This window comes from Pseudomonas sp. NPDC089734 (assembly GCF_044748865.1).
In the GTDB taxonomy this organism is placed as follows: Bacteria; Pseudomonadota; Gammaproteobacteria; order Pseudomonadales; family Pseudomonadaceae; genus Aquipseudomonas.
This window is the reverse complement of sequence record NZ_JBIVGV010000002.1, coordinates 58,593-71,149: the sequence shown is the minus strand read 5'-3', so window position 1 is coordinate 71,149 and position 12,557 is coordinate 58,593. Positions and strand designations below refer to the sequence as shown.

General features: G+C 59.5%; 6 protein-coding genes. 5 read left to right on the top strand and 1 reads right to left on the bottom strand.

What is annotated here, in order from left to right; genetic code table 11:
* Entirely contained in the window at window positions 1-6,075 is a 6,075-nt protein-coding gene (locus ACIPY9_RS03090; protein ID WP_400696926.1) for a dermonecrotic toxin domain-containing protein, read from the bottom strand.
* A 301-nt stretch (window positions 6,076-6,376) separates the two neighbouring features.
* Between ACIPY9_RS03090 and ACIPY9_RS03085 the strand changes: the two genes are divergently transcribed.
* From ACIPY9_RS03085 to ACIPY9_RS03065, 5 genes are read left to right on the top strand one after another with little or no spacing between them, the layout of a single operon-like run.
* A complete protein-coding gene (locus ACIPY9_RS03085; RefSeq protein ID WP_400696924.1) occupies window positions 6,377-8,134 on the top strand; it encodes a carbamoyltransferase in 1,758 nt (585 codons plus the stop codon).
* Entirely contained in the window at window positions 8,118-9,248 is a 1,131-nt protein-coding gene (locus tag ACIPY9_RS03080; protein WP_400696923.1) for a glycosyltransferase, read from the top strand. Before ACIPY9_RS03085 ends, ACIPY9_RS03080 begins: the two co-directional genes overlap by 17 nt.
* Window positions 9,248-10,144: an antimicrobial resistance protein Mig-14 gene (locus tag ACIPY9_RS03075; protein ID WP_400696921.1), complete on the top strand. Its 897-nt coding sequence runs from the start codon at window positions 9,248-9,250 to the stop codon at window positions 10,142-10,144. The genes ACIPY9_RS03080 and ACIPY9_RS03075 overlap by 1 nt, the downstream gene beginning before the upstream one ends.
* Entirely contained in the window at window positions 10,141-11,553 is a 1,413-nt protein-coding gene (locus tag ACIPY9_RS03070; RefSeq protein WP_400696920.1) for a PIG-L deacetylase family protein, read from the top strand. Before ACIPY9_RS03075 ends, ACIPY9_RS03070 begins: the two co-directional genes overlap by 4 nt.
* Window positions 11,554-11,584: 31 nt before the next feature.
* A complete protein-coding gene (locus ACIPY9_RS03065) occupies window positions 11,585-12,550 on the top strand; it encodes a glycosyltransferase (RefSeq protein ID WP_400696918.1) in 966 nt (321 codons plus the stop codon).
* Window positions 12,551-12,557 lie beyond the last annotated feature (7 nt).

The window sequence follows — 12,557 nt, the reverse complement described above, 5'->3', positions numbered from 1 at the left end:
TTACGTCCATTGGCGCATGTTCATGCTTTCCAGGGACTGAATCAGGGCTTCCATGTCGTCGTGGGGGCGTTGATGGAGGGGCCAGGTGGGGCGATCTACATAAAGTTTTCCGTTGGGGTCGGTCATGACCGGCGTGCGATAGAGGGCGCCGTCTCTGGAGCGATGCACGATGATCTGTTGCCCGTCCCGACCTTGCTCGATCAGGAACATGCCGGGTCTTCTCAGGCGCCCGGCCGTCAGGAGTTCCACTTCCACGGACATGGCCGGAATGGTGGGGAGTTCCATTTCCACCAGATAGTCGCCCTTGAGGAAGTATTCCTCCCTGCCTATCTGGGCCCGAACGTGTCCACCCGTATCGAATCCCAGCGGTCTGGCCTGTCCAGGGGGCACTTCGACCACACGCAGCCCGATTCCCCCTTGCAGTTCGGCAATGCCGGGCACCACGTTCTCGAATGTATTGGAGTGGCTGTTGCCCACCAGGGCAATCCACTTGTGTGTCCCGATCACCTCCTGATGCCTGTTGATCGTGCGTGAGGCAAAGAAATTCATCATTTCCTGCCGGGTTGTCGAGGTCTCGAGGTGAAGGCCGTCGAGGCGGTAACTGGTCGAACAGTCGATGGCGCGAACTTCTATCCCGTGTTCACGGGCGCGAATCACCAGCTTCTCGAAGTTGTAGGTCAGGTTCGGGTCAGTACGATGGCCGCTGTCCATCACTCTCAAGTCATGCAGCAGGGATTTGCTCATCTGTCCGGTCTCGAAGAAACGGTCCAGGTCTGCCTGATGCATGTCTGTCATCAGGTGTTCCATATAGAGCGTCTTGACGTCGTTGCGCTTGAGCAGAGGCAGGTTGTCGATGATCAGTTTCTTGCTGACGATGGCCGCATGCGATTCGCCGATCACCACGCCATCGGTGTGCCGGTAGAGCAGTTCAAGGAGCTCGGAAGGGCTGCTGGCGTCCGGAATGACAGGGAGGGTCGGACGGGGAGGGAGTGTCCTGGATATGACGTCATGGGCATCGGTCTGCAATTGTCGACGGCGTCTGAAAAAGTTCTGCCTGACGACATTATGTTCGGGGTTATGCAGGTAATAGTACTCATTGACGCCCTTGTGCTCGAAGTTAATCAGGTCATGCATTGTCCGTCGCGTGGCGGCCGGCATTTCATAGGTCGTGTCCATCAGCGACTGTTGAATGGCCGTGAGGGGTGGTTCGACTGCCCAGCTCTCTGAATCGGCCCGTTTCCAGCCGCTGGCATTGTCCCAATGAAAGCCGTGCTCACCGGCGTAATAGCTGACGTCCGTGGCTTCGGTTTCATATTTCAGTTGCTTGAACAGTCTGTAATCGATCTCTCTGGCGGGCACCACCGGGATGGGGGAATGCGCAATAAGCGGGTTGCCCGACTCCAGCACGAAATCGCTTTTCAGCATTTGACCGTCCACCTTGTAGGTGCCCGGGTCGGCTTTGATCCGAGGCAGGCGGTTGGCGGCAGCGTCCTGGATGCGAACGCTGATGACGCCTTCCAGCTCGGCTATGCCGGGGACATTCTGGTAAGTGTTGGCCAGTTTCTGGTCCAGCAAGGCGATCCAGCGTCGGGAAGCGTTTCTTTCGATATCGTCACTGATGACCTTGTGCCCGAAAAACTTGCTCATCTTCTGGGTGGCCGTGCTGTCACCGGCCGCGCTTGCAACGGCATGTCCGGTAACCGGGTAACTGATCGAAGAACTGAAGGGACGGACTTCAATGTTGTGCTGATGGGCCGCCTTGATCAGATGATAGTAGTCATATTCAGTGGTCTGATTGTTCAGTGCGCCTTCGTTCAGCCATTCAAGGTGCTCCTTGAGTTCATGGGAGCCGGACCGTGTCTGTTTCCCCAGATCGCGGTACTTGGCCAGTTTCTGCACATGTTTGTCGGTGAAGAGGTGTTCGATATAGAGCACCTCGACCTTCTGTTCGACCAGCAAGGGCATGTTGAGAATCAGCAGGCGTTTACTGGCAACCGACCTGGGCGCTTCACTCAGGACCAGCCCGTTGTTTTTGGCAAAGACGTCGGCGAAGAACGTCTCCACATCCGTCAACAGGCCAACCTGGGGGAGTGCTGGTCGGGCGGGCAGAGCGGTTTTGTTGAAAAAGACCTTGGCATCGCGATAGAGGTTTTCCCGCAGCGTGGTGTAGGTCTTGCGCATCGTTGCGTAATAGGCGTTGAAAAAGTCCTCGATCCCCATCCAGTCCGATCCGACGGGTTTCGGGTCGAGGATGTGGAAGAGATGGGGCTGCATGCTTTGCGGCAACTCATAATCACTTGTGTTCACCGACGGTGTGTTTGCGCTGGCGGCTTCTTCCTGCAAGGGCCTGAAACGGCCTTGTCCGTCCAGGCCGCCACCCGACAGTCGCAGGCGGTCTATCCGTTGCCATTGCCCCTGTTCGTCCAGGCGAACCGGTTGCTTGCCGAAGAAGGCAAAAGGCTTGTCCGGATCGACGATGTTCCAGCAGTGCATGCGGGCATCGTATTGCACTTGGTAAGCCCGGCCTTGCAGTTCGATGTATGACTCGCCCTTGACGACCCTGATCCCCTTGGCGTGGCCGCTTTCAATGACGGGAACGCCTTGCAGCGAGATATTCACGGCCCGGTCTTGTCCTGGTTGCTCCAGAGGGTGCCAGACGCCTGCATGGTTCTTCGTGGCGTACTGGCCGGTGATCTGCACGTCATGGGGAGCGGCGTTGTTGCGGCTGAAGACAGGGGCATGGCCGTTGGCGTTTGGCTTGCCGATCCAGAAGGTCTCATTCTGCAGGTCGACCGGAAACAGCTCATCGTAGGACGGGGGGCGAGACGTTTTGTTCAGAAGTGGCGTGGGCCCGTCCCTGGGCGTCAGCTTGCGCATGAAGCCACCGAACCCCTTGAGACCCGAGTGCAGGTCTCCCGCTGCCCCCAGGCTGTTGAGCAGGGAGGCGAGGAGGTGGGCACTGGCGCTTTCCGGGGTTTCGCCCGTCAGTGCCTGGATAGCCAGCATGCTGTCGCGCATGGACAGCACGGCGCCGACTGCGAAACTGGCGGGTGGAAAAGGCAGTGTAAGAACGATGGCAACGATTTCGATGCTGTTCCAGATCATTTTGGACAGCATGTCGTTGCGTCCTGTTGTCGTTTCCTTCACGTCCCTCAGCTTTCGCTCCAGGGGGCGGTTGAAGCAGGTCTGGGCAAAGTCGGAAATGGCTTCCCTGGGTATGAACGGTGCCTTGTTGGCATTGCCTTCCTTCATGTCCCGGAGAAAGAACGACAAGGTTCTGCGGGCCACGACCCGGCAGCGGTTCTTGTAGTAATCGATCATGCCTGGGCTTTCGAGTGAATCGATGAAGCTGCTGAACAGGCGAAACTCGATACCGTCAGGTGCCTGAGGGGTGTACAGCAGGGACGCGTGCCTGATTTCCGTCGGCAGTATGACGATGCACCCCTGTACGGTCTCCACGTTGATCAGTGCGGTGCCAGGAATGACCAGCTGATCTATCTGCTTCAGGCGCGAGGCGATAAAGGGTTTATCCACATGAATCTGCAAGGGATAGAGCGGATAACGTTTGCGTGTCTCGGCATCGCTCAGGTGAGCATGGTCGAGGGATGACCTGAGCCATTGATATTGTCGGTCGGTGATATGCCCTTTCAGAAGGCTGCGCAGAGCGGCGGCTTTCATCTGCAACTGGGTCATGAGCAGGCTGGCCGTGCGTCTGTACGCGTAACCGCTGGAGAGCGGATCGAGCAGTGTGCTCCTGACGTGCGCGATGTAGTCGTCGGCCAGCCACTGCCCCCGCACCGAAGCAGCCACCGTGGCCGGGGAGAGCCTTTTCAGGTCGATGCCTCCAGGGCCGCTGAATGATGTCTCGGTATCGGCGCTTGTGTTGATGAAATCGATGCCATCGTCGTAGCCCTTGAGCAGCATCTGGGTGTAGCTCTGGGTTTCGCGCTGGGAGGTCACGATGATGTGATCCGGGTCTACCGAGCCAGCGGGAACCCCGAGCAGCCGGGCTATCTGTTGGCTGGCCCGTTTGTGGGTATAGGCCTCGAATGACTCGACGTGGGTGTGGGAGTGGGCCTCGTAGTTGCGAAGTGCGCCCGTCAGGCTGTCCTCCAGGGCCAGGAGTTCCTGGCGTTGCCCGGCGCTGGCCTCCCGGTACCAGGACGGCGTGTGCTGTGCCTGTTCGGCGAGCGCGATGCGGACATGCTCGCTGACGAATGCTTCCAGGCCGGCGGCATAATCCTGCAGGGTTACCCACTGGATGAAGTCCGACTCGGGATAAGGCAGCCGCGCCAGCTCCTCCAGTTTCTGCCGGAATGCCGGGCGGTAAGGCGCTTCGACCTGCTGCACGAGGTAGTCGCGCATTCCGGGAGGTGCGCTCCAGGACAACAGTTCGTTATGCAACTGGGTTTCATTGTAAAAACTCTGGAAATGCTCCTTGCGCGGGACGTCCGAGGCGAACATGACCAGTCGTTCGGGCTGGCCGTTCGGGGCCTCCTTTCGGAAAACCAGAATCTTGCCCAGGGTGCCGCAGCCCTTGAGCCTGATCTGTTGCACTTTCAGCGTCGAGCCGGAGCGGGCGGGCATCGGTTCTGCCGCGGTCTCGACGAGGGTAAAGTCCTCGGGTGAAATATGCCCCTGCATCTTTGCGGCATAACCTTCCGAGGTGATTTGCCTGCGTATCATCTCGCCCATCAACTGACGGGTATGCTCCCCGGCGAGTATCCTGCGCTGGTACTCGGCAAAGTTCAGACGCAGGTCCGCTTCATCGACCAGTCGGGCCATGTAGGCGGGGGTAAGCTGTGCGTGGGTGTGTTCCAGGCGCGTCTTGCCAGCATGCAGGGCGGTCTGGGTCATGAAGGCCGATCCCTCTTCCCGGTCCCCGTTGTGCAAGCCGTAGAGCGCCAGTTGTTGCAGGGAGCGTGTGATCTTGTAGGTCTCGCCTGTCAGCGGCAGGGGGCGGAATGTCGTGACCATCACTTCGTCAGGGTTGAGGTCGTAGCCGAGATCGGAAGCGAGCCTCGCCTTGAGGTACTCCCAGGCAAAGTGCTCGGGCGACTGGGCGCCGCCCAGGGTGCTGAGCAGGGCAGCACGGGCTTCATCGTAACGATTGACCCGTTCGACATAGTCCGTGACATCTTCGGCGGACGCTATCTTGATCCAGTACGGCAAGCGGGCGCGATGGCTGCTTTCCAGTCGGGCCTGCTCACGACGCTCCAGCATGGCGGCCGGGCCAAACAGGTCAGGCATGTCTATCGCTTTCTGGATCTTTTGCGCTCGGTCCTGTGAGGCGTTTTCAAGGGGGGCCTCGCTCGCATACCGCACATCCTGACGCTGCTTGTCGAGCTGACGGTTCAAGGCGTAGAGAAACGGATTGCCGGGGACCGGTCTTAGTTGCACGTCCGTGACATTGAAGGGGGCCAGAAACAGATCGGGATCATTGATGACCTCAAGTACCTTGTCCCTGTAGCGCTGATCGGCATTGTTGAACAGGGCATTGCGCAGCAGCGGATCGTTGAGCCACCGGGTCATGGTTTCAAACAGCGCGCCCCGGCTGGCGAAGCTCGCAAGCCCGGCACCTGGCAGGTGCAGGAGCGTGAGCCCGTCGTCGATGCTCATGGCCAGGGCTCCCTTGATTTCGACGAGGGTCTGTTCATTGAGCTCAACGTGCAGCGACGAGGTCATGACTCCCTGAAGCGATGGTCGGGCCGCTGGCGAGGGCATATTGCCCAGCGGCAGGCACGCCGAGTATTCCGGGGCTATATCGCGTTCATAGACCTTGAGTGTCAGCTCATCGTGCATGGCTTGTTGCAGGCTGTGGACAAACAGGTCGTACCTGCTTTGACCGTGAGCGCTGGGGGCGGCCCAGTAACGATCTATCCGCTGGAGCAGGTCCTGGATTTCCGGCTCTGACAGGCCCCTGCCCGCCTCTCTGTCAGGGGGGATCTCTACCTTGGGCAAGGCGTCGAGTTCCAGGGAAAGTGTCATTCTCGACTGATCGAGTCGATTCAGTGCCGCAGCAGCGGCGGGCTGGCGATGGTCGCCGCTGGCGGGGACGGGGGTAAGTGTCTGCATGAAGCGTATTTCCTGATGTGCCTCTGAGAGAGGAGCGTTTGGGGCGCGGGCAGGGCCCGTGTCATTCATGTGCTCAATCAATCAGCGACAGGCAGGACAGTGGGGGTAGATATGTCTGTGGGTGTTTTTGAGGTGGATAAAGGCAAAGGGACAGGTTTTCGTCACCCTCCGACCATATCCTGCACCAGTACGCTATAATCGCGCGCTTTAGCTGCCCCTCGGTCCGCAGTGCGGAGACAGGGAGCACACATTTTTCTCGGGCGCTGTGCGCCTGCATGCAGACTGAAGAGGCTAGACCCTAGTGGCATTGACGATCCTTGGCCTGTCCGGCGCCCTTAGCCATGATCCTTCCGCAGCGCTTTATATCGACGGCAAGCTGATTGCTGCGGCTGAAGAAGAGCGTTTCGTTCGCGACAAGCATGCAAAGAACCGCATGCCCTACGAATCGGCGAAGTTCTGTCTGGAACAGGCCGGTATCAAGCCGTCGGACGTCGATGTGGTCGCGATTCCGTTCGCGCCGATCAGCCTGTTCGGCAAGGCCCGCTGGCACTATGCCAAGCGCTACTGGTATGCCCCGGACCGCGCGCTCGATGCGCTGCTGATGGGCAACCGCCGCTACAAGCGCTATCGCAACAAGATCGTCTGGTGCCTCGAGCAACTGGGCTTCGATCCGAAAAAGATCAAGATCGAGCCGGTCGAACACCACCTGGCCCACGCTTCCAGCGCCTACCATTGCTCCGGTTTCAAGGAAAAGACCGCGATCATGGGCATCGATGGCAAGGGTGAGTACGCCACGACCTTCTTCGGCTATGGCGAAAACGGCAAGATCCACAAGATCAAGGAGTTCTTCGACCCGGACTCCCTGGGTGGCCTTTACGGTGCTATCACCGAGTTCCTCGGCTTCGAGATGCTCGACGGCGAGTTCAAGGTCATGGGCATGGCGCCGTATGGCGACGCCAGCAAATATGACTTCTCGCGTCTGGCGAGCTTTGAAAACGGCGAGTTGATCATCAACACCGAACTGGCCAACGTCATTGGCCTGCGTCGTTACAAAGAGAACGGCAAGGGTTTCTACTTCTCGCCGAAGCTGATCGAGTGGCTGGGTCCGAAACGTGTGGGTGACGTGGCCGATGAGCCTTACATCCACTACGCCGCCAGCATGCAGGCCCTGTTCGAGAAGCTGGCTCTGCAGATGATGGACCATTATCTGGGCGACATCCTCAAGGAAACCGGCAAGATCGCCTTCGCAGGCGGCTGTGCGCTGAACGTGAAGCTGAACCAGCGCATCATTGCCCGTCCCGAGGTCAAGGAACTGTTCGTCCAGCCTGCGTCCGGCGACGCCGGTACGGCGGTCGGTGCGGCTGCCTATGTATCCCACGCCCGTGGCGTACCGGTCGAGAAGATGGAACACGTCTACCTCGGCCCGGCCTACAGCAACGAAGACGTGATCGCGGCCTGTGCCCGTCACCCGAGCAAGCCGGTCTGGCGTCAGATCGAGAACATGCCCGAGCGCATCGCCAGGATCATGGTTGCCGGCAATCCGGTGGCCTGGTTCCAGGGCCGCATGGAGTTCGGTCCGCGTGCGCTGGGTGGTCGTTCGATCATTGGTTGCCCGAGCGTTCCGGGCGTGGCCAACCGTATCAACGAACAGATCAAGTTCCGTGAGCGCTGGAGGCCTTTCTGCCCGTCGATGCTCGACACCGTGGCACCACAGATGATCACCATCGATCATCCGGCTCCGTTCATGACCTTCACCTTTGAAGTGGCTGAAGAGTGGAAGACCCGCGTGCCGGAAGTCGTTCACGAAGACGGTACATCCCGTGCCCAGGTGCTCAAGCGCGAATACAACCCGCGCTACTACGACATGATGAAGGCGCTGGAAAACCTGACCGGTAATGGCGTGTCGCTCAATACATCGCTCAACCGTCGTGGCGAGCCGATGATCTGCTCGCCGACCGATGCCTTGAACATGTTCTTCGGGTCTGACCTTCAGTACCTGATCATGGAAGACATTCTGGTGGTCAAAGACGGCGTGGACACGTATGACACGCTCGGCTGAACGCCATGTGTTGCAGTTCTGCCACGGCTATGACGGGCCGTTCCTGGACTGCGCACGGCAATACGCCAGCCTGTTCGCGGGCAGGGGATACCGGGTTACCACGGTATTCCTGACCGGCGCGGCTGATGCCGATGTGGCCGCAGGCTGTGCGTCCGATGAAGTGCTATTCATGGATTACAGCTCCAGGGCCATTCGTGGCCTGAAACTGGGGGCGATACGTGATCTGCGCAAGATTGCCGCGTCACGCAGCTTCAGTTTCTGCATCGCCCATCGCTTCAAGCCGATCTATATCGCATTGCTGGCGACCTCTTTGCCGGTGATTGGCGTGCATCATGCGTTCAGTGATTACCAGCGCGGCAGCCGCAGGCTTTTTGCGAACCTGTTCCGCAAACGCCTGAGCCTGCTGGGGGTGTCCGATGCGGTGCGGGATGACATGCGCAAGTGCCTGCCTGCATGGCCGGCCGAGCGTATCGAAACGCTCTACAACCGGATCGATATCGAACAGTTGCAAGGCAGCCAGCTTGACGCCGCCGAGGCGCGCAAGGAACTGGGGCTGTCACCGTCGGCGTGGATCGTCGGTAATGTCGGCCGTCTGCATCCGGACAAGGATCAGGCCTCGCTGTTACGCGGTTTTGCTCAGGCGTTGCCAAACCTGCCCGACAACAGCCAGTTGGTGATTCTTGGTCAGGGGCGTCTTGAGAAGCCGCTCAAGGATCTGGCGCTGGAGCTGGGCATCGGCTCGCATGTCCTGTTTCTGGGGCAGGTTCCCGATGCGCGCCGCTTCTTCAAGGCGTTCGATGTCTTTGCTCTGAGTTCGGATCATGAGCCTTTTGGCATGGTCCTGCTGGAAGCCATGGTAGCGGGCGTTCCCTTGCTGGCAACAGCCTGTGGTGGCGCCAGGGAAGTGGTCGAAGGCCTGGGTGTACTGTTCCCGCTGGGAGATGTCGAGCGTCTTTCCCATGGGCTCATCCACCTAGGCTCTCTGGATGCCGGGCAACGTCAGGCGTGCGCCGAACTTATGCTGCTGCGTCTGCGCGAGCGTTTTTCGGATCATGCCGTGCGCAACGTCTTCTGGCATCTGCCGCAAGTCACTCGCCTGATTGCGGAGTCCTGATGCTCAATCGATTTCAACGCTGGCGTGAGCGTGGCTGGACGCCTGTCGATGCGGACACTTATGAGCAGGTCTGGCACCGGTTTGGTGGCAGCGTGGCGACTCATCCCCTGGTCGTGGCGCGTCTGTCCGAGTTCGCGAAGATCCCGGTACGCTACCTGGCCTGGGAGCAGGACGGCGTCATTCAGGCTGCGATTGCGACCTGGGGACGTTCGCTGGCGCTGTCCAAGGATGAGCTCAAGCGCCATGGCAAGAAAGGTCTCTTCGACCTGGGCAATGCCGAGCTGATTCTGCCGGTGGCGGAAGGTGCTCAGGTTCCCGTTCGTCATCGTGCCCGTTATCTGTCGGCGCTCAACGAAGGGCGTATCAGTACCCTCAAGCCGCAGGTCGAGTCTCTGGCGATGGCCCGCACGCCTGAGGAACTGTCCAAGAAGTTTCGTTACAACCAGCGTCGTGAGCTTCGTTTGCTCGAGGAGGCCGGAGGGACGGTTCGTCCGGTAAGCGACTTCGACAGCCGCGAGCTGGCAAGCATGTACTGCGACCTGTTTCAGCGCCGTTGGGGGTTTGCCGCCACGGGGGCCGAACATATGGCCGAAGTGGTCGGTCTGCTGCGTGAGCTGCTGATCGGCTCGGTGGTGTTTCTCAACGACGCACCCATTGCGATCCAGCTGGTGTACCGCGTCGAGGCACCGGAGTGGATCAGCGTCGAGTATGTCAACGGCGGTGTCGACCCGCAGACCCGTGATTTCAGCCCTGGCAGTGTGTTGAGCTTTCTCAATACCCAGAGCGCCTGGGAGCAGGCCCGTGCCCTTGGCAAACCGCTGCGATTTTCTTTCGGGCGCGCCGATCGTGAGTACAAGGATCGTTGGTGCAACCCTGTGCCGGTGTTTCAGGTTTGAGCCGCAAACAGCAATTGCTCAAGCGCCATCGCCGTAACAAGCGCATGGCGTTGCTGGCCGGGCTCGTCCTGCTGATTGCGCTTGGCGTACTGGTGGCCTGGTGGCTGGTGCCGCTGCTGGCGGTTATGGCCTGGGTGGCTCATGAGGCCTGGTTTGCAGACCATTTGTTCTATTCGCCGGCGGACGATTACCAGTACAACTTTCCTGCGGCCAATGAGTGGGCGGGTGTGCGTCTTGAGGGCGGCACGCTGCTGCTCGATTCGCCTCCGGAACTGGCAGGCGATGAAACGCTGGTTCTGGCACTGAAGATAAAAAGCTCATGGCTGGGGCGCTTTTTCGATCCGGGTGTCGAGCTTCACGGTCCGGACATGCACGACAGCCAGGTGTTCGAGCGCGGTGTGGATGGCGTGCGCTACCTCAACCTGACCGGGCTCGGGCTGCCCCTGGCACAAGGCGTTTTAAACGTGCGAGGGCGTTTCTGTCGTGTTCTGGGAACGCCTCGATTGTGGCTGTTTCGTCAGCCCGATGCACGGCGTCAGCGGGTGATGGTCATCGCGCCCCATGCCGATGACGCCGAGCTGGCAGCCTTCGGGCTTTACAGTCAGGCCGACGATGCTTGGATCGTCACCCTCACGGCCGGTGAAATCGAAGCAGAACATTATCGGCACATGGGCCTGGAGCGTGCCGAAGCTGCACGCATGAAAGGGCGGCTGCGTGCCTGGGACAGTATCGCTGTGCCTCGTTGGGGTGGGGTACCTGAGTCCCAGTGTGTGCAACTGGGGTATTTTTGCCTTCAACTGCCTGCCATGCAGGCGGCGCCTGATCAGCCGGTTGCATCCCGTGAGGCCGATTTGAGCGATACGCGGCTGTTCCGTCAGTTCAACCCGATGAAATTGCCGGGCGACAGTGACGGGGCGCCGACCTGGAACAACCTGCTGGCCGACCTGCGAGCACTGCTTTTGCTGGCCCGTCCAGAGGTTCTGGTCATGCCGCATCCGGCCATTGACCCTCATCCTGACCATATCTGTGCGCAGGCTGCTGTGCGAGAAGCCCTCAAAGGGCTGGAGTGGCAACCGGAAACGGTGCTCGGATATGCCAACCATCTGCATGACAATGATCGCTGGCCGATGGGGAATGCCTATGATGGCATGAGCCTGCCGCCGGTGTTCGATCCGGCATTGCCGCTGGTTCCTTATAGCCTTGAGTTGTCGGTTGCCCAACAGCGCGACAAGGCCATGGCACTGGGCATGATGCACGATCTGCAACCTCCGATGCCTTTCAAGCGGCGTATCCGGCGCGGGTTGCAACGCCTTCTGGCCGGTCGTCGCTGGCCTGCCGAGGGTGAGAATGAATTCTTCCGCAAAGCTGTCCGCCGCCACGAGTTGTTCTGGCGCAGCAGCGATATCTGATTCAGCAGGCTCAGTGAGTGCCAGGAAAACAATGAAAGTTCTACTTCTTGTCCAGAAAGAGCAACGTGCGATTCTGGATCGGCTCTACGACGGTATCGCTGCGCACTGCGAGTGTGACCTGCGCTGGCTGACGTCTGACGATCAGCGAAACCTGCGTGGTTATTTTCAGCGTGAAGTGGATGTCACCCGGTACGACCGGATCGTGTTTTTCCTGCGTTTCAAACAGGAAGTCCGGCAGGTCGGCTTTATTCGCACGATTCCCAATCTGGTCATCCTTGAGCACGATGCCTACCAGAACTACATCGAATGCAAATACACGGGCAAGTTCAGCGCTCATTACCGGAAACTGCCATGGGCGCGTGTGATCTGCTCCGGTTTCGTGGTGGGCGAGCGGCTGCGTGAAGAGGGCTTCGATGCGGTGTTCGTGCCCAAGGGATACGACCAGAGCCTGTTGCAAGGGCAGGGGCGCGAGCGTGATATCGAGCTGGCCTTTGTGGGCAGCACCAAGAGCGTGGCCTACAGCGGTCGCAAGGCATTGCTCGATGAGTTGGGACGAGTGGAGCCCTTGCTGGTGACACGCACCAAGTCCGGTGAGGAATATTGCGACACCTTGAACCGTATTCGCTTTTTCGTCAGTGCCGATGTCGGCATGGGCGAATACATGATCAAGAACTTCGAGGCCATGGCCTGTGGCTGTGTACTGTTTGCTTTCGATCAGGGTGCCGAGGAAAACCGTGCCCTGGGCTTTGTGGACATGCACAACATTGTGTTGTATCGCGACATCCCCGAGTTGCGTGAAAAGCTTCAGCGCCTGCGTGAACAACCGCAGTTGGCAGATGAAATATCGCGCAACGGGCAGACGCTGGTCGAGGAACGCTTTACATTCCATTCCCTCGGTAAAGCGATTGTGGATGCCATGCAGCCTCCTCTCCGGGAGAGACCGGCGATGGGCTGGTTTGAGCGTTTGCAGTCCTGGTGGGGCACTGTTCGCCCCTGAACATTCA

What these genes read in the sequence shown, in the direction of transcription:
- ACIPY9_RS03080 (WP_400696923.1), top strand. Translation starts at nt 8,118, where the DNA reads ATGACACGCTCGGCTGAACGCCATGTGTTGCAGTTCTGCCACGGCTAT.
- ACIPY9_RS03075 (WP_400696921.1), top strand. Translation starts at nt 9,248, where the DNA reads ATGCTCAATCGATTTCAACGCTGGCGTGAGCGTGGCTGGACGCCTGTC.
- ACIPY9_RS03065 (WP_400696918.1), top strand. Translation starts at nt 11,585, where the DNA reads ATGAAAGTTCTACTTCTTGTCCAGAAAGAGCAACGTGCGATTCTGGAT.
- ACIPY9_RS03090 (WP_400696926.1), bottom strand. Translation starts at nt 6,075, where the DNA reads ATGCAGACACTTACCCCCGTCCCCGCCAGCGGCGACCATCGCCAGCCC.